General features: G+C 56.6%; 16 protein-coding genes, 1 tRNA gene and 1 pseudogene. 9 read left to right on the forward strand and 9 right to left on the reverse strand.

What is annotated here, in order from left to right; translation table 11 throughout:
* Positions 1–127: 127 nt before the first annotated feature.
* Positions 128–1,033, forward strand: coding sequence for an NAD(P)-dependent oxidoreductase (locus JN414_RS12075; RefSeq protein ID WP_202208097.1), 906 nt, complete (start codon positions 128–130; stop codon positions 1,031–1,033).
* Positions 1,034–1,109: 76 nt separating this feature from the next.
* On the opposite strand, the gene JN414_RS12080 is transcribed toward JN414_RS12075, so the two are convergent.
* Positions 1,110–1,754 carry a D-sedoheptulose 7-phosphate isomerase gene (locus tag JN414_RS12080; RefSeq protein ID WP_202208098.1) on the reverse strand — a complete coding sequence of 215 codons (645 nt, stop codon included), beginning with the start codon at positions 1,752–1,754 and terminating at the stop codon, positions 1,110–1,112.
* Positions 1,755–1,961: 207 nt separating this feature from the next.
* On the opposite strand from JN414_RS12080, the gene JN414_RS12085 reads away from it, so the two are divergent.
* Positions 1,962–3,707, forward strand: a complete 1,746-nt coding sequence (locus tag JN414_RS12085) for an alpha-glucosidase (RefSeq protein ID WP_202208099.1) — start codon at positions 1,962–1,964, stop codon at positions 3,705–3,707.
* Positions 3,708–3,733: 26 nt separating this feature from the next.
* Here the strand turns inward: JN414_RS12085 and nagA are convergent, their stop codons facing one another.
* From nagA to JN414_RS12110, 5 genes are read right to left on the reverse strand one after another with little or no spacing between them, the layout of a single operon-like run.
* Entirely contained in the window at positions 3,734–4,843 is a 1,110-nt protein-coding gene (gene nagA, locus JN414_RS12090) for an N-acetylglucosamine-6-phosphate deacetylase (RefSeq protein ID WP_202208100.1), read from the reverse strand.
* Positions 4,840–6,120 (reverse strand): glucose/galactose MFS transporter, encoded by a 1,281-nt coding sequence (gene gluP / locus JN414_RS12095; protein ID WP_202208101.1) that lies wholly within the window; start codon positions 6,118–6,120, stop codon positions 4,840–4,842. The genes nagA and gluP overlap by 4 nt, the downstream gene beginning before the upstream one ends.
* Positions 6,117–7,403, reverse strand: coding sequence for a D-tagatose-bisphosphate aldolase, class II, non-catalytic subunit (locus tag JN414_RS12100; RefSeq protein ID WP_202208102.1), 1,287 nt, complete (start codon positions 7,401–7,403; stop codon positions 6,117–6,119). The genes gluP and JN414_RS12100 overlap by 4 nt, the downstream gene beginning before the upstream one ends.
* Before the next feature lie 3 nt (positions 7,404–7,406).
* Positions 7,407–8,360, reverse strand: coding sequence for an SIS domain-containing protein (locus JN414_RS12105; protein WP_202208103.1), 954 nt, complete (start codon positions 8,358–8,360; stop codon positions 7,407–7,409).
* A gap of 11 nt (positions 8,361–8,371) precedes the next feature.
* Positions 8,372–9,331 carry an N-acetylglucosamine kinase gene (locus JN414_RS12110; protein ID WP_237390030.1) on the reverse strand — a complete coding sequence of 320 codons (960 nt, stop codon included), beginning with the start codon at positions 9,329–9,331 and terminating at the stop codon, positions 8,372–8,374.
* Between the two features lie 178 nt (positions 9,332–9,509).
* On the opposite strand from JN414_RS12110, the gene JN414_RS12115 reads away from it, so the two are divergent.
* Genes JN414_RS12115 through JN414_RS12130 form a run of 4 tightly spaced genes read left to right on the forward strand, consistent with a single transcriptional unit; the run spans position 9,510 to position 12,216 of the window.
* The gene (locus JN414_RS12115; protein ID WP_202208104.1) at positions 9,510–10,292 is read left to right on the forward strand and encodes a DeoR/GlpR family DNA-binding transcription regulator; all 783 of its coding nucleotides are present in this window, start codon (positions 9,510–9,512) and stop codon (positions 10,290–10,292) included.
* A 1-nt stretch (position 10,293) separates the two neighbouring features.
* Positions 10,294–10,674 (forward strand): oxalurate catabolism protein HpxZ, encoded by a 381-nt coding sequence (hpxZ, locus tag JN414_RS12120; protein WP_202208105.1) that lies wholly within the window; start codon positions 10,294–10,296, stop codon positions 10,672–10,674.
* Between the two features lie 31 nt (positions 10,675–10,705).
* On the forward strand, positions 10,706–10,885 hold the full coding sequence (locus JN414_RS12125; protein ID WP_202208106.1) for a DUF4089 domain-containing protein: 180 nt from the start codon (positions 10,706–10,708) through the stop codon (positions 10,883–10,885).
* On the forward strand, positions 10,882–12,216 hold the full coding sequence (locus JN414_RS12130) for an AtzE family amidohydrolase (protein ID WP_202208107.1): 1,335 nt from the start codon (positions 10,882–10,884) through the stop codon (positions 12,214–12,216). Before JN414_RS12125 ends, JN414_RS12130 begins: the two co-directional genes overlap by 4 nt.
* Positions 12,217–12,262: 46 nt before the next feature.
* Here JN414_RS12130 and JN414_RS12135 read toward each other — a convergent pair whose 3' ends face one another.
* On the reverse strand, positions 12,263–13,828 hold the full coding sequence (locus JN414_RS12135) for a gamma-glutamyltransferase family protein (RefSeq protein ID WP_304599242.1): 1,566 nt from the start codon (positions 13,826–13,828) through the stop codon (positions 12,263–12,265).
* 39 nt (positions 13,829–13,867) lie between these two features.
* Complete coding sequence (locus JN414_RS12140) at positions 13,868–14,749, reverse strand: LysR family transcriptional regulator (protein ID WP_202208109.1); 882 nt, start codon at positions 14,747–14,749, stop codon at positions 13,868–13,870.
* A gap of 101 nt (positions 14,750–14,850) precedes the next feature.
* Between JN414_RS12140 and JN414_RS12145 the strand changes: the two genes are divergently transcribed.
* Positions 14,851–16,086: an allantoate amidohydrolase gene (locus tag JN414_RS12145; protein WP_202208110.1), complete on the forward strand. Its 1,236-nt coding sequence runs from the start codon at positions 14,851–14,853 to the stop codon at positions 16,084–16,086.
* On the forward strand, positions 16,083–17,309 hold the full coding sequence (locus JN414_RS12150) for an alanine--glyoxylate aminotransferase family protein (RefSeq protein ID WP_202208111.1): 1,227 nt from the start codon (positions 16,083–16,085) through the stop codon (positions 17,307–17,309). The genes JN414_RS12145 and JN414_RS12150 overlap by 4 nt, the downstream gene beginning before the upstream one ends.
* A 49-nt stretch (positions 17,310–17,358) precedes the next feature.
* Here the strand turns inward: JN414_RS12150 and JN414_RS12155 are convergent.
* A pseudogene (locus JN414_RS12155) lies at positions 17,359–17,526 on the reverse strand (plasmid stabilization protein); the annotation flags it as partial.
* A 175-nt stretch (positions 17,527–17,701) separates the two neighbouring features.
* On the opposite strand from JN414_RS12155, the gene JN414_RS12160 reads away from it, so the two are divergent.
* Positions 17,702–17,777, forward strand: a tRNA-Thr gene (locus JN414_RS12160).
* Positions 17,778–17,901: the final 124 nt, after the last annotated feature.

Below are 17,901 nucleotides of genomic sequence, written 5' to 3' on the forward strand. Positions count from 1 at the left end.
GTGCCTTCGTTCGGTGCTCAGACCCGTCAGCATGGGAGAATGATCAATGCTGCCTGTTTCGGAAAATTCGCTTCTTACGTCCTCTGACCCTCTCGGCTCTTTATGGTGGTCGGTGTGAGGGCAGGCAATGCGAATTCTTCTTACGGGTGGTCTTGGGTTTGTTGGAACCCATTTGAAAACACGCCTTAAGGACCGGATGCCCGATCATGTTCTGATCGAAGGGCAACTGAATATTCTGGACCGTGAGGCCGTAGAGCGTGTGGTACAGGACACACGGCCCGATGCCTGCATTCACCTTGCTGCCGTGTCATCGGTTCTGGAGGCCAGTCAGGACACGCAGCGTGCCTGGCAAGTCAATCTGGACGGAACGATGAATCTGGCGGAGACGTTTCAGAAACACGCCCGCCACATCCGTTTTGTCTATGTGTCTTCAGCTGAAATTTATGGTGCCTCTTTTGCGGAAGGCGTTCCCTTAAACGAAACTGCGACGGTAGCACCGTTGAATTCTTATGCGGCCAGTAAGGCGGCGGCTGATATGGCGGTAGGAATGATGGCGAAAGAGGGTCTGCACGCTGTACGGATGCGGCCCTTCACGCAAGCTGGAAGCGATCAGGATCCGAATGCCATCCTACCCTTTCTGGCCGCTCAGGTCGCTCGGGTTGAGGCGCACCAGCAGACGACCATTACGATAAACCATCCGGATGTTGGGTATGACATCACAAATGTTCGGGATGCCTGTGATGCTTATATCGATGCCCTGACGCTACCCGAGGCTCCTGCGGATGGCACGATCCTGAATATTTGCAGCGGTGAGACCAGAACGGTTCGTGCCATGTTGAATGACCTGATGGAGATGGCGGGCGTCAAAGCAGACATCTGCCTGGATTCTACGCGTCAGACACCGTCAGGACTGCAGAATATGCGGGGTGATCCGTCTGAAGCACAACGCATTCTGGGCTGGACGGCGCAGATCTCCTGGAAAAACACTCTTGAGGAAGTTCTGAACGACTGGCGCTGGCGCATCAGGTCCTGATAATTCAGGGCATGGATCCGGCGGACAGTGACCAGGATCTGTCTGCTGGGTCCATGCTCAGTTCAGTGGTGCCTGCTCAGTGCTGTTCGTGAATGGAGGATTGTGGGCACAGCGCCCGCTCAACCAGTGCGCAGACAATGTGTGCAGCTGTAATATGCATCTGCTGGATCAGTGGCGTCCATGCAGAAGGAACGCGGAGTACGAAATCCGCTTCCGGAATTTCGACCGACGTCTGGCCTGTAAAGACGATGGTTGTGACCCCTTGCGAGCGAGCAGCCTTGAGTGCTTCCACGATATTCGGCGAACGCCCGGATGTGGTGATGCCAAGGAAAACGTCGCCCTTGCGACCCAGCGCAAGCACCTGTCGGGAAAAGACGTGGTCGAAGCCATAGTCGTTGCCGATGGCCGTCAGGCTGGATGTGTCCGTTGTTAGGGCAATAGCGGCCAGTGGGCGACGGTCATACATCAGGCGGGCCGTGAATTCGCCAGCAATGTGCTGGGCATCCGCCGCGCTTCCGCCATTTCCGGCAACCAGCAGCTTTCCATCGTCCTGCAGCGCGGATGTGATGGTCAATGCAATGCCTGCCATCATTTCTGAACAGGCTTCATCTTTCGAGAAGGCCACCATCGTCTCGGCTGACTGGGTAAGATAATCCTGCATATAATTCCGTTCGGAAGCAGAAAGATCATTCAGCAGGGTGGATGTCTGGTTCGTGGACATCAGGGTCAAGAACTCCTGGAGCGCAATAGAAAGGGCGGTGGCGTAGCTCCTTCAGGCTCACCGACATGCCAGAGACACAGACTGTTTCGAGGCGCATCTGTCAAGCGACTGACTGATAAAGCAGTCTCGTTAACTTGTACGTTAAAGATTGAAACGCTTTTTCCTGGTGCGTCGTTGAAGGCTTATATCCGCGAGGAGATAGCCCGGATGTCACAGCCTTCCCCCAACGATTCCAACGCACCATTCCTGACAGCCCTTCGTGCCAGTGAAGCCAATACGCCCGACAAGAGGCGCTGGTGGAAGGAAGCTGTGGTTTATCAGGTCTATACACGGTCATTCTGTGATAGCGACGGGGATGGAATAGGAGATCTTCCGGGTCTCATCAGCCGGTTGGATTATCTGCAATCGCTCGGCGTACAGGTGATCTGGCTGGCCCCGCACTATGACAGCCCGAATGTTGATAACGGGTACGACATCCGGGATTACCGCAAAGTCGATCCCCTTCAGGGGACCATGGAAGACTTTGACCGTCTGGTAGCAGGATTAAATGCCCGGGGTATGAAGCTCATTGTGGATATTGTCGCCAACCACACGAGTGATCAGCATGCATGGTTTCGACAGAGCCGAGCCGGGCGGGATAATCCCTACCGTGATTTCTATATCTGGAGGGATGGCCGGGACAGCGGTCCGCCCAACAACTATCTGTCCATTTTTGGCGGGAGTGCATGGGAGAGGGATGAAGCGACAGGGCAATATTATTTGCACTATTTTGCCCGGGAGCAGCCCGATTTGAACTGGGAAAACCCCCATGTCCGGGAAGAAATATATAGCATGATGCGTTTCTGGCTCGACCGTGGCGTGTCTGGCTTTCGGCTGGACGCAATCTGCTTTCTGTCCAAGTTATCAGGCCTCAGAGACCTTACGCTCGCCGAAATGGAAAGTCTGGAGCATGTTTATGTCACAGGCCCCAAGGTGCATGACTATCTCCAGGAAATGCACCGGGAGGTTTTCGCAGGCCGAGATCTTCTGACAGTTGGGGAAGCTTTTGGTGTGCCCTTCGATGAGACCCCGGCTTTTGTTGCGGAAAGCCGACGGGAAATGACGATGGTTTTCCATTTCGAAATTGTCCGCCTTGGTCGCCATGACTGGCAGGTTCAGGATTGGACGATCAAGGATCTCAAAGCAGTTTTAAGCGGGGAAGATACATCTTCTGGCCCAGAGGGCTGGCTGACATCCTTTCTGGAAAACCATGATAACCCACGATCTGTCTCATGGTTCGGAGATCCTTCGCCCAAAGGGCACGGCCCATCAGCCAAGGCACTGGCAACAATGCTCCTGATGCGACGTGGGACGCCCTATATTTATCAGGGGCAGGAAATTGGCATGACGAATATCCGGTTCGATGGGATCGAGGATTTCGAGGACATCAATGCCAGGGGCATTTGGGACAATACTGTCGGTATTGGAAAAATGTCCGCAAAAGAGGTGTTGTCCAGCCTGTCAAAGATCAGTCGGGATAATGCACGAACACCCATGCAATGGGATGGAACGTCGCGTGCCGGGTTTACGACTGGTGTGCCGTGGTTTCGGATCAATCCAAATCATACGGAAATCAATGTGGCCCAGCAGGAAGCTGACCCCGGGTCCATTCTGAATTATTACCGCTGCTTGATTGAGCTTCGCGCTACGCATCAGGCGCTGATTTACGGTACATTTGAAGATGTTGATCCAGACCATCCTTCGGTCATTGCGTTTACGCGTACGCTAGAGGACGAGCAGTTTCTTGTTCTGATCAATATGTGCGGGGAAAAGGAACACTATATTCTGCCGCATGGTCTGAAAATATCTGAGGTTCTGATCGACAGCGCATTTACTCAGGCAGCGGACGTGCTACCTGAGCTGAAGCCTTGGCAGGCAGGCGTTTATCGGCTGGCACCACCCGCGGATATCTGAAGAGACGTCTGCTCAGTTAGGCAGCCTCAAAAAGTTCTTTGCCCACCAACCCAGACTTCCGCGATTTGCAGCGCGTCATCCAGAACGGTGAAATCGGCTAGGAGGTCGGGAGTAATGGTGCCCCGATCATGAAGGCCAAGATAAGTCGCTGCATTGGTGCTAACGAGCCGTGCAGCCTCCGGAAGTGATTTCCCGGCCTGCACGGCGTTGCGCACAGCCTGATCAAGAGTCAGGACACTTCCTGCCAGAGAGCCGCCGGGAAGGCGGACAACGCCGTCCTGGATCAGGACGTCCTGGCCGCCCAGACTGCTGGGGCCTTCCGGTTCACCTGTTCCCCGCATGGCATCTGTCACGAACAGGAGGCGGTCTCCCATAACGCGTGAGGCCAGACGAAAGCTGGCGGGGTGCACGTGGTAGGTATCGAAGATCATCTCTGCATACGCGGTGTCGCTGCACATGAGTGCCGTCACAGGGCCGGGCTTGCGCCCCTCAATTGCAGACATGGCATTGAAAAGATGGGTCGCACCGACGGTGCCGCCAGCTCCACAGACAAGGCAGATGGCGCGTTCGGCTCCTTCATGATCTGTGGTGGTATGGCCAAGACTGACTCTTACGCCAGCCGCTGCAAAACTGCGCATGGCACTTTCTGCATGGTCTAATTCGGGAGCAAGCGTGACCACGCGGACACACCCGGTTTCGACAGCTTCCTGAACCCGGTCAGGGGAGGGCGGAATGGCAAAGGGAGGCTGCGCACCCAGCTTGTGGGGACTCACAAACGGCCCTTCCAAATGGGCTCCATGAATGCGCGGACCGTTTTCCACCCCACGTTCACAGACTTCCGCGACGGCTCTCAGGGCATTCATTACGTCATTCCAGGGTGCCGTAATGGTTGTTGGGAGAATGGTCGTAGTGCCGTGAGACATGTGGAACCGGGACAGTGTTTCAATGGCTTCCACACCGTCCATGGTGTCGGCCCCACCGCCACCGTGAACATGTCCATCAATGAAGCCCGGAAGAATGTAACGGTTGCCAGCGTTTTTCAGCGGCTCAAGATCGTGGATATGGGTGCCGAAGGTCACGCGACCGGGGACGATCCGGTCCCGGAGTACGAGATTTCCATCGAGATGAGACGTCATTGTTTCTGGTCCAGTGGGAGAAGGCCCGTCTGTCCGTAGCGGCGAGCGTAGAAAAGAACTGCGAGATAGGATGGCAGAACGAGGAGGGCGAACATTGCCTGAAACCCGACATAAGGCTTCAGCAGGACATAGATCTGCGGAATGATCGCACCGCCGCTATACGCCATGACAATCAAGGCCGATGCCAACGGGGTCCAAGGGCCGGCACCCCGAATGGCAATTGGGAAGATCGTCGGCATGATCATAGCATTTGTGGCGCCCAGCAGAGCGACGCAAAGTACTGACGCGTAACCATGCGTCAGGAAGGCCGCAATGGTCAGGATGCAGCCGCCAATGCAGGAGAACTCAAGAAAGCGCTCCTGCGTGATGATGCGTGGAACAACGACGAACCCGGCGACATAACCCGCCAGCATTCCGGCTAGGGTCAGGGAGGTGAAGAACTTGGTCTCGCTTAGGGGAAGACCAAAGCCCTGCCCATATGTGCCGATGGCATCACCCGCCATGACTTCGATGCCGACATAGATGAACATGGCCGCAATGCCGAAGACGAGATGCGGCCGGAAAATCTTCTCACTGCTTCCGCTCACGCTTGGAAGTGGCGGAGCCTGAAGTTCCGGCAGGGGGAAAAAGATCACGCCCACGGCAGCGACTACAAGAACAACAGCCATGCTCATATAGGGCGCATAAATGGCATGGACGAAGCTGTTTAGAATGGCGTCTCGTGCTTCTGGTGTTGCAGCAAGCTGCGCTTTCTCAGCGACATTCCCGATATCGCCCATGACGACTGTGGCCAGGACGATAGGCGCCAGAATGCCGGCAAATTTATTGCAGACACCCATGATGGCAATACGCTGGGCGGCGCGTTCCGAAGGGCCCAGCAAGCTGACCAGCGGGTTGATGACGACCTGCATCAGTGCAAGGCCAGAACCCAGCACCAGAAGCCCGGCCAGTGCGCCGCCATAAATGCGCATGGAGACGAATTGCCCGAAGAGGGCCACGCCTGCCGCACATAAAACCAGTGCTCCAGACAGACCGCGACGCAGACCCAGTGAACGGGCAACAAAGGATGCGGGGATGGAGAACAGGAAATACGACAGGTAGAAGACCAGAGGCACCAGAAAAGCGCTGACGTCTCCCAGTGAGAACGCAACCCGGACGAACGAGATTAGCGGCCCGTTCAGCCAGGTCACAAAACCCATCATGAAGAAGATGGCGGCGGCAACACCAAGTGGACCAAGGCCGTATGAGCCAGTCAGGCTGTCCGGGGAACGATTCATGTCACTTCGGCTCCACAGGCCTGATCGTACAGGCCAAGAACTGTGTCGATTGCGGAAAGAATGATGTTGCGCGGATGCCGTGGAAGACGCCCATCGCGGATTTTTTCGTACTGCACCGGCAGGAACTGGCTCAGAAGCGGGTCTGGCAGCCCTGTTTCCTCAAGCTGGCGCAGAAGCGTTTCAACGGCGGCTTCCGCATCAGGTTGAGGCCAGTAATAGCGGATGCGGTCGCTGTAAGCGTAGTGACGGAGAATGGCGAGCTTGCTCTCTGTGCCTTCGTAATGCCCACGCCACTGCGCGGGCTGCTCAGTCATGATCCGTTCCATAACTACCCGCAGGCTTTTCTGCTGTGGCAGAAGGACGGAGCGGATGCTGTCCAGCCCATACAGGGCTTCACGCAGGGCAAAGGTCAGGCCCGGTCCGACTTTCAGGAGCAGGAAGCCGTCTTCCACAAGGGCGCGTAGGGCGGAAAGGGGCTGATAATCGGTTGAATGTGCCTCGAAGATCTGACCCGGCATTTGGTTCAGTATGGCCGAGAGGGACTGCGCGCGCGGCCGGTCGTAAATCACCACATCTTCCACACCGAATTCCACTCCTGGCTGAACGACAAGCCCGATCACACGGCCCCAGACATCATCGCCCAGAACCCGGCGGAACAGCGTTTTGTGAACCTGAAGTGTTGCAGTGGCAGCGTCCGGAGAGGTTGGCTCCAGATGGTCCAGAGCTTCAGCCGCACCACCCGGAACGGGGACTTCCGTTCCAATGATATAGACGGCCTGACCGGGAGCCGCGCTTTCGGCGCGCTGTGCAAGGGCGCAGGCGCGCTCGGCAACGGTTTCATCGGAAAGCGCAACCGGTTCGCCCGCGCAGCCCATGCTGGCATCGAGGTGCAGCTTTACGAAGCCCGCTTTTGCAAAGGTTTCGATCATGGTCAGGGCTTTGTCCATGGCCTTCTGCGGAGGCAGGGATTTCCATGGATTGGGCCCAAGATGGTCGCCGCCCAGCAGAACAAGATGCGCCGGGCAGCCGACCTTAGCGGCAATTCCAAGCACAAGATCCCGGAAATCTGCCGGGGTCATGCCAGTATAACCCCCATCCTGATTGACCTGATTGCAGGTCGCCTCGATCAGAACATGTCTCTTGGTCCGGGCAGCGCGTTGAAGTGCTGCCTCCAGCACCAGTGGGTGTGCGGAACAGACAGAGGTCAGGCCTTGACGTTGGGCTTTCGGAACGTCTGGATCGTGCGTCTGGCGAACGAGGTTCAGGAACGGAGAAAGGCTCATGAATCAGGCGATCGTCACAACTTTGGTCAGATGACGAGGGGCCAGAGTATCCAATCCCTTTGAGCGCGCGATATATTCGCCGAAAAGCTGAAGCACTGGCAGAACGACCAGCGGGCGAACATCTGCGCCTTCCTTAACGGAAAGAGAGACGGTGCCGGGGCCACCAATGCCGAGAACGCGTGCGCCCTTGCCGATCAGATCCTTGGCAAGAATGCTCTCTTCTTCCAGCGTGTCTGGGTGGTACAGGAAGACGACGAGAGAGCTGTTATCAATCAGGCTGATCGGGCCGTGACGGTATTCCAGTGGATGATGCGCCTCCGTCTGGCTGAGGCTCATTTCCTGAAGTTTCAGGGAGCCTTCGCGGGCAACGCCATAAAGTGCTCCAGCGCCCAGGAACACGAAATGGGAACGGCCTTCGATTAGAGCCTTGAGCTGCGGATCTGCAGCGTTAAGGAGTTCCTCGGCAGCCTCTGTTGTTTCCGGCATGACGGAAATACCCGCATAACGCAGGCCCATCAGCAGCATCAGACTGGCCGAAGCCGTCATGACGATGCCTTCTTCCGCATGGGTTTTGGCCAAGACGGTTTCGTCTGCGTTCTTCTCGAGACTGGTGTCTTCCGCGCAGGTGAAAGCTGTAACGTGCAGCCCGCTCTTTCGGCTTTCGATGGCAGCGGCGACTGTCTCAGTCGACTCTCCGCTGCGTGAAAGAGCCAGAATGTTTGGGCGGATTGAGGACGGCACATAATCCTGCGGGCGGCGTGTCCACTCATTGCCTGCGACGGCACGGGAAAACATACCATTGGCGTTCAGGCTTGCCGCGATTGAATCCGCAATATGAACAGATGTTCCACATCCCACGACGACTGTGAAAGTCTCCGGGTCCGGATGGACATCCTGCATGTCTACCTGGTTCCAGAGTGGAAACTGTTCGCGAATACCGCGCTCAGTAGCGTTCATAAGAAAACCTTTCAGGCCCCTGAGCCTACGGTGTCGAGGGTACGGGAGAGGGATTGAATCCAATGTATATCTGCGGCCCATCCGGCCTGGCGGGCAGCAGAAATGAGGCCTCCGCCAATGGGAGGGAGAAGGGGCGGGCGAGGCGCTCCGCATTGTTTTGCGATGGCATTTCGCAGGTACGCGCTTTGAAGCGTACCGCCCGCATAGCTCCAGGGAAGGTCTAATCCCGGCATTTTTCTACGCGCCGCAATGATATGCGTGGCCAGATCAGATGCAGCCTGATCCAGAAGAGCCATGGCCGGGACACAACCGTCTTCGGCCAGAACAGATACGTGACGGGCGAGAGCTGCAACGGCAGAGCGAGGATGCTCAAGGGTGCCATACCACTCCAGAAGAGCAGGCGTGCAGAGTTCCGGGCTGGATGGCAGGCCCATGGCCGCAGTGAAGGGGGCCAGGAAGCAGGCGTCCTGCGTGTTTCGACCATCGAGAATGTGCGTCAGAAGTGCCAGGGCGTTTCGGCCAATCTGGTAGGCGCTGCCTTCATCGCCAAATAGGCTCCCCCATCCACCGACCCTGCAATGTTTTCCAGCAGCATCGGAAGCCCAGGCCATGGAGCCTGTTCCAGAGAGGAGAAGAATGCCGGGCTGTCCCCCAAATGCGGCTGAGCAGGCCATATCCACGTCATTTGTGAGGGAGTATGGAATGTCTTTAAGGTTTTCGGAGACAGCATTTTTTTGCCGGGCGCAAAGCGTTTCACTTTCGCCGTATCCGGCTAGTCCAAGTCCGACAGACTGGGTCTCGGCTGGGAGTGCCTGAAGGAGGCCTGTCAGCCTCTCGCGCCAGAAGGGTTGGTCAAAAGGGTTTGTTCCACCTGTCTGCCGGCTCACGGCGACTGTTCCATCCTGACGAAGGACAACAAGGAGAGTCTTGCTGCCCCCGCCATCAATCGCTGCGATACAGGGTTCAGTCACGGCCAGGCTTTCTTTGCGGGTAGTAGGATCCTCATCTGATCAGACTAGTCAGAGGCCAGTCATGTCAAGTCATCTTTCTGAGCGAAACGTTCCGATTTCGATCATTTTATGCGTGCTTTTTGAAAAATATGGGTATGCTTCGGCGCACCGTGTCATGGCTCAGTAGGGAGAGCGTCTTTTGGCTTCTGACCGGCTGGCTCAGATCCGGCATTACCTTTACCTGAACGGAATGAGTGGTGTCCACGAACTGGCCCGACAGGTGGATGCCTCTCTTGCGACGATCCGGCGGGATCTTCAGTTACTTGAAGAGCAGGGCATTGTCATCCGGACACGCGGCTGTGCTTCCTTGACTGCTTCCATCGATCGAGAGGTCGCGTTTGAGGCGCGGGAAAATCACGCACTTGAACATAAGCGAGCCATTGCGGATCTGGCTTTTTGCCGTATCGAGCGAGGATCAAAGGTTTTCTTTGATGCCGGGACAACCGTTCTGCAGCTCGCGCGGCGTCTGCGCATTTCTCCCATGCCACTGACGGTCTTTTCCAACAATATCATGGTTTCGGAAATGCTGAGCGGTGTTGAAGGTGTCGAGACGATTCTTCTGGGTGGCAGAGTGAGGCATACCAATCGCAGTCTGGTCGGACTTTTGGCAGAGCAGGCACTGGAGAAACTCTGGTTCGATCAGGTATTTCTCGGCGCCAGTGCTGTGCAACCAGATGCGACGATTTCGACGCCTGATGAGGAAGAGGCCAGGCTCAACGCGCTTATGATGAAGCGGACGGAGACGTGCTTTCTTCTTGTGGATAGCACAAAATTTGCGCGCCACTCCACTTACAGTGTTGGGTTCCTGGATCAGGTTTCCTGTATATTTACAGACACCGATCTTGATGCCCGACAGGTTCAGTCTCTGCGAGACGAGGGGCATGACGTCGTGCTCGCAGGGCATGCAGAAGGAAAAATATAGGATGCTGAATGACCCCAAAATTCTGGCTGAGGTTTCAGGCCTGGCTGATCTTTATGAAAAAGCGTTGGGTGAAAATGATCTTCAGATACTGGATGATCTCTTCTATGCGGGGCCAGAGACGGTCCGGTACGGGGTTGGTGAAAATCTCTACGGCATCGAAGAAATCAGGGCGTTCCGGAAGCAGCGTCCAGGTGGTTCTCCCCCACGGGATGTGCTGAAACGCGTCATCACGGTTATCGGCCAGCATGCCGCCGTGGTTGATCTGGAGTTTCAACGCCGGGGCGGTTCGAAGATCGGTCGGCAGAGTCAGACATGGTTTCGTACACAGAATGGCTGGAAGATTCTGGCTGCGCATGTTTCCCTGATGGCCGACATATCCTGAAGACTGACTCTGAAGAGGCAACGGCAGCAGCATGAATCTTTTGGAAGATAACGAGATCGAGGTGCTCGCAAAGGCAAATGGCCTTGTGATACCCGCTGAATTTCATAAGGGGGTTCGGATGAACCTCGACCTTCTGCGTTCCTACGCAACCCTGATTGAGGGATTGGAACTGTCCGACAGGCTTGAACCTGCGTTCGAGTACGAACCATGAGCGGGCTTGAATTTCGCACGCTGGACATTGCTGCGCGTGTTCGAAGCGGCGAGTTATCTGCAACAGACGTAACCAAAGCGGTTTTTGCAGACATCGCCGAGCGGGATGGAGCATTGAATTGCGTCACGCGTCCCCTTACGGATCGTGCATTTGCCGCTGCCGCTGCGGTTGATTCTGCTGTTGCGGAAGGCCGTGATCCTGGCGCTTTGGCGGGTGTTCCATTTGGGATCAAGGATCTGTTTGATGTGGCCGGTCAGGTTACGACAGCGGGTTCGAAGGTGCTGGCAAATGATCCGCCTGCGACGCGGGATGCCGCACTCGTGGCACGTCTGATCGAAGCTGGAGCTATTCCTGTAGCTCTGACCAACATGGACGAATTTGCTTACGGCTTTGCGACGGACAATGCCCACCATGGCGTCACGCGCAACCCTCATGCGTCGGATCATCTGGCGGGTGGTTCGTCTGGTGGATCGGCGGCTGGGGTGGCAGCGCGCCTGTTTTCGCTTGGTCTGGGGTCCGATACCAACGGGTCCATCCGTGTTCCAGCCTCTTTGTGTGGCGTTTGGGGGCTTCGGGGAACGCAGGGGCGTTTTCCAATTGAGGGTAGCTACCCGTTTGTTGCCAGCCTCGACACAGTTGGGCCTTTTGCGGACAGTGCGGGCGGCTTGAGAGCATGTTTTGAGGCATTGGTACGGACGGAAAACGCACCTGTTGATGTTGGTGGCTTGAAAGTGGCGCGCCTGGGTGGATGGTTTGCGGAGAACATGTCCGCTTCCATGCAGGAGGCAGTAGACGCACTGGCGGCCCGGCTTGGTGCCAAAAACACGGTGGAACTCCCTGAAGTCGCGCGGGCGAGAGCGTCTGCTTTCGTGATCAGCGCCTCGGAAGGAGCAGCATTGCATCTGCATCGGCTGCGCACACAGGCGAAAGATTACGATCCGTCGGTGCGTGACCGTCTGCTTGCAGGCGCCCTTTTGCCGGCTTCCCTGATTTTTCAGGCGCATCGTCTGAGAAACTGGTTCCGCGCACGGATGCATGAGGCGTTTGCTGATGCAGATATTCTGCTGGCGCCTGCTGTGGTGGGTGAGGCACCACGCTTTGATCAGCCATTGATTGAAGTAGGGGGTAAAATGGTCTCTGCGCGTGCCAATCTGGGGCTTTATACGCAACCGCTGACGTTGGCAGGCTTCCCGGTTTTGACGATCCCGATGAAAACGGCAGGACTACCTCTGGGAGCTCAGCTTATTGCGCGCCCGGGCAGGGAAGATCTGCTGCTGGCTCTAGGGGAATCCCTTGAGCGGGATGGAACTGCCGAAGCTCGATTGGTCTGAGTATGAGAAGGAGGCGCTTTTACAGGAGCGCCTCCTTCTCTTGAAGTTACCAGGCCGCCACGGACCCATCGCTGCGTGGGTCCGTGGCCCCTTCTAGGCGACCATTCGCGTGCCTTACGATGGCTCCGGCATGTCCCATGATGGATGACATGCCAGGAAGCTGCTCAATCACATGCCCTGCATCCTGAAGAGCCTGAACTACGGTCGGATCAAATCCAGGCTCCAGTTTTAGCGACGTACTTTCCTGCCCCCATGTGCGACCCAGGAGCCAGCGGGGACGGAAAATTGCCTCCTGTAGTGGGACGCCATGTCGGGCATAGCGGCTGAAAACGGCGGCTTGTGTCTGGGGTTGGCCTTCACCCCCCATGGTTCCGTAAACCATGACGCGGCCATCATTGAGACGCGCAGCGGCGGGGTTCAGGGTGTGGAAAGGCTTTGAGCCGGGAAGCAGGCAGTTCCAGCCAGAGGGTTTCAGGCGGAATGAAGATCCACGGTTCTGCCAGAACAGACCGCTTTGCGGCAGCATCACACCGGAGCCGAACTCGAAATAAAGGCTCTGGATCATGCTGACGGCTACACCATTGCTATCGATGGCACCCATCCACGTCGTGTCGCCCCACTGGGTTTCTTCCGTCCAGGGAAATGCTTCTGTCATGGAAATGCGGGCGGCCATTTTGTCGAGCGCTGACGGGTCTTGCAGAAGGGCGCGAATATCGTCTTCCGCAGTTGAGCGGCCATCGATTTCGCGATTTCGGTAACGAAAAGCCTGCTTCGTGGCCTCGATCAGTCCGTGAAGGTGTTCATAGCTTTCCGGTGCGTCGCATTGTGGAAGACGATCTTCCAGCGCGAGTATCAACAGAGAGGCTGCCCCCTGTGTTGGGGGTGCCATATTATAGAGCGTCCCCATCGAAGTCTGAACATCCAGCGGCGCTTTGACTTCAGCGCGATGAGACAGGAAGTCTTCCAGACGCAGGGGGCTGCCAGCGGCCTCAAGATCGGCCGCCATGCCTTTTGCCAGATCGCCCTCATAAAAACTTCGCAGACCATAATGAGCGAGGCTTCGCAGTGTAGCCGCCAGAATAGGGGAGGTCTGAATTTCTCCTTCCTGCCAGGGAATATCGTCAGGGATGCAGAAAGACCGAAAAGCCTCGTTTCCACAAAGCTCTGCCTGCTTTTCCTTCAGAAGTGCGGCTTCGCTCTCCGAAACGACGCGTCCGGTGCTGGCATAATGGATGGCATCGCGCAGGAGGCGATCTAGCGGGAGGGAGGGCTGTTCTTTGGCACTTTCTTTCAGGGCTGCTTCCCATCCAGAGACCGTTCCCGCGACGGTATTGGCCGCCAGACCGCCCCGCCAAGGGATGACGCTGTGACCAGCCTGAGCATACAGATCCAGCGTGGCATTTCTGGCCAGCCGTCCGCAGGCATCAATCGCGATGGTCTGTCCGTTCGGATAGGAAATCAGCCAGAACGAGTCCCCGCCGAGGCCTGTCATGTGGGGGTAGACCGCAGCCAGTGCGGCGGCCGTTGCTACAATGGCTTCAATAGCTGTTCCGCCATCCTTCAGGACGTCCAGTCCAGCCTGACTTGCGAGGTGATGGGGGGATGTCACCATCCCGCGGAGAGAATTGGGCGTCTGCATGGAAAATACCCGTCAGGAAGGAGAGGAAGATTGGAGGCGGGAGATATGGTCACACAAAGTCTGGATCAGCAGCTCTTCTGGCCCCTGAGCCGTCTGATGACGTGTGGCCGCAATGAAATCGACATTCGGGACAAGCGGGAGCGAGGGCGTCTCGTAGAGGGAAAGCCCCTCAGTCTCTCGCAGAAACCCGGGTTGTGCCGTAATGCCGTATCCTGCCCGGACGGCAGCCAGAATCGCGCTCAGATTGCCGCTGGTGAACGCGATGTGCCACGGCTGTTCGGCACGGTTCAGGGCTTCGATCGCAAGGCGCCGGGTCACGCTGCCTTCAGGGAAAGTCACCAGTGGAATGGACTGGCCTTCTGTGAATGGCGTTTGCGCTGGGCCAAACCACCGTAACTCTTCGGTCCAGAGCTTTTGACCATGCGTTTCGGAAGAGCGCCGCATACCGCAGAGCAGATCAATTTCGTCATTGTCCAGAAGGCGCGTCAGGGACGCACTGAGCCCGACTGTCATTGTGATCTGAAGAGACGGATGGGCAGCGCGAAAGACACCCAGAATTTCCGGGAAACGCGTTAAGAGCAGGTCTTCCGTTACCCCCAGCCGTATGGTGCCGCGCGGTGTACCATCCCGAAAATAGGCAAACAGACTGTCTTCAACCTGCAGAAGGCGTTGCCCTAATGAGACGAGGGCCGTGCCGTTTTCCGTGAGGCGGACGGTCTTGGTGCTGCGTGCCAGGAGACGGGTGCCCAGTTGCTCTTCCAGTCGGCTGACATGCTGGCTGATGGTCGACTGACTGACACCCAGCATCTGAGCGGCAGACGTGAAATGCAGAGTTTCTGCGACCGCCAAAAACGACTGAAGATGCATGGGATCAAGGTGGGTTTGATCTTTCATGCGAATATGTGGGGTGAGTTTTATCACGAGGTCAACTTGATCTGGTCCCGTTATGAGCGCAAACTTTATCCAAGATTGTACGTCCTTCTGGTGGAGACAAAATGACAGCCCACGGAGCCCGTGCCGTTCAACGGTGCCGCATTCTCGTTGAACCTCCATTCAGCGAGACGGCTGGTAGCCTTTTCCGTTACTGGCTCGGAACATCTTATCGGCATACCCTCGCTCAGGTCCAGATCTGGATGGAAGAAGCGGGTATGGATGTGCGAACGGATGCCGTGGGTAATCTGGTTGGTCGCTATGAGGGCACGAACCCAAAGGCCCCGGTTCTCCTGATTGGTTCGCATCTTGATACGGTGCGGAATGGGGGAGCTTTTGACGGCAACCTCGGGGTGATGCTGGGAATCGAGCTGGTTGCAGCCTTGAAGGAACAGGACACACGCCTTCCATTCCCGATCGAGGTGGTTGGGTTTGGTGACGAGGAAGGATCCCGGTTTCCTGTTCCCATGATCTGCTCCCGAACGATGACGGGGGAGATCAGTGCCGTTCCTCAGGGCGTAACGGATTCTCAAGGCATGACGGTTGCTGAAGCGATGCTGTCATATGGCCTGGACCCGTCGCAGCTAAAGAATGCAACGCGCCGAGCAGAGGATATTCTGGCCTTTATCGAACCGCATATTGAACAGGGCCCTTGTCTGGAAGCTGCGGATGAGCCTTTGGGCGTCGTGACCGCGATCGCTGCCCAGACCCGCCAGCGCGTCATGGTCAAAGGGCAGGCCGATCATGCTGGTACTACGCCGATGACTCTGCGCCGCGATGCACTAGCCGGGGCTGCGGAGATGATGCTGGCAGTAGAAAAGCGTGGGTTGAACGGGGCCGGAAATCTCGTGGCAACGGTTGGAGAGATGGAAGTGACGCCCAACACTTCTAACGTCATTCCCGGAGATGTCTGGTTTTCACTGGATATGCGTGCAGGCTCCAATGAACTCCGTGACGCACTGGCGGAGGGCATCAGGTCCGATATTCGGGACATTGCGAACCGGCGCGGACTAGAGGTTTCCTTTTCAGCTCCACAGAAATTGGCAGCGGCTGCTTGCTCCCCGCGAATCATTGAACGGTTCGCTTCGGCTGTTGAAACGGTGACAGGGCGTTCCGCCCCACGGCTTCTCAGTGGCGCCGGGCATGACAGCATGGCTATGGCAGGCTTCTGCCCGATGGGTATGCTGTTTATTCGCAGTCCGGGTGGCCTGAGCCATCATCCAGATGAGACGGTGCTTGTGGAAGATGTTGAACTCGCCCATCGCGCCCTGCTCGCTTTCGTCAAGGAATATCAGTCATGACTTCGTCTTTTGCTCAAATTGATCCGCCGTCGCGCCTGCTGATGGGTGCAGGGCCTGCCAATGTGCACCCACGCATTCTACGAGCCATGGCAACGGACGTTATTGGCCAGATGGACCCGGAAATGACGGCTTACATGGACGAGACCATGGCGCTGTACCGGGAAGTCTTTCAGACAAAAAAACATTGGACGCTGCTGATCAACGGTTCCGCCCGCTCGGCCATTGAGGCTGCTCTGGTTTCGCTGGTTTCTCCGGGCATGAAGGTGCTTATTCCGCGGATCGGGCGCTTTGGTCTTCTGCTGACAGAGATTGTTCACCGGTGTGGTGGCATTCCCTGCACTGTGGATGTGGAGTGGGGACAGGTCGTTGACCCCGCCGCCATCGAAGCTGCCATCATCGAACACAAGCCTGGCCTTGTGGCGACCGTTCATGGCGATACGTCCACCACAACGGCCCAGCCACTCGCAGAAATCGGTGCTATTTGCCGCCGTCATAATGTCCTTCTGTATGTCGATGCGACTGCCACGCTGGGCGGAATGGAGTTCAAGACGGACGCCTGGAACATTGATGTCGCAACTGCCGGGCTTCAGAAATGCCTGGGCGGACCGCCGGGATCTGCACCGATCACGCTGTCGGATCGTGCCGTGGAGGCTATTCTGCGTCGGCGCCATGATGAGGCGGGTATTGCTACGGGCCAGCCGCAGGGCGAGGGGCCGGTAATTCAGTCGAATTACTTCGATCTGGCGATGCTCATGAATTACTGGTCTCCAGCACGGATGAATCACCACACCGAAGCGACGTCCATGCTTTATGCGTCCCGCGAGGCTGCTCGGATCGTGGTTGAGGAAGGTGTGGATGCTCGTGTCGCACGTCATACGCGTGCTGGACGGGCCATGGTGGCCGGTCTGCGGGCGATGGGGCTGCGCGTCTATGGCGACGATGCTACGCGGATGACCAATGTGACTGGCGTATGGGTTCCGGAAGGGGTTGATAATGCCCGTGTTCGCGAGTTGATGCGCAAGGACTTTGAAATCGAGATCGTCTCGTCTTTCGGCCCACTGACCGGCAAGATCTGGCGTATTGGCGCTATGGGTGTAAATGCGCAGAAGCACAAGGTTCTGCTAACGCTGGCCGCGTTTGAGGCTGTTCTTGCAGGCGAGGGTGTCAGTCTGCCGCGTGGCGCTGGAGTTGATGCTGCCCGTGCCGCTTGGGATGCCGCCTGAAACATTTATTACCCAGATTGGGCCGGATTTAATCTTTCGGGTGTTTTTTCCGGCCTGACCCACTTTTCTTGCCGCCGCCACTTTCTTTGTTGACGGTCGCCCAAGCACGGCTTTCGGCTTCTTTCTTTGAGACGCCGTGCTTTTCGTAGTTTTCTTCAATATGTTTAGCCTGACGTTTTTGTTTGTCCGTGTAGGCTGATTTGTCTCCACGCGGCATGGTCTGTCCTCCTGAAAACAAGGTGTATGATGCCTTTACGCGTTAGCGTGGTTGGAGTTTTGCCTGATTGTGCTGTCAGATGTGACGTTTTCATAGAATGTAAGATGGTTTTCTTTCATTAAGGGCTTGCCAAGTTCAAAAGCGTTAGTTAAAACGCGCCCACCTCGATGGATGCGCCGGTGTAGCTCAGCTGGTAGAGCACGTCATTCGTAATGATGGGGTCGGGAGTTCGAATCTCTTCTCCGGCACCATCGAGGCATTCCCCCTCAGAATCAGAATAGATAAGCATGTAGGCAAACACATTCAGTGTTGTTGCAAACTGCAGCGCCTGGTTTTTTGTCAAAATATTGCCGGAAAATTTTCTGGCTCTGGGCA

The organism is Gluconobacter sp. Gdi, from assembly GCF_014132155.1.
Taxonomy (GTDB): domain Bacteria; phylum Pseudomonadota; class Alphaproteobacteria; order Acetobacterales; family Acetobacteraceae; genus Gluconobacter.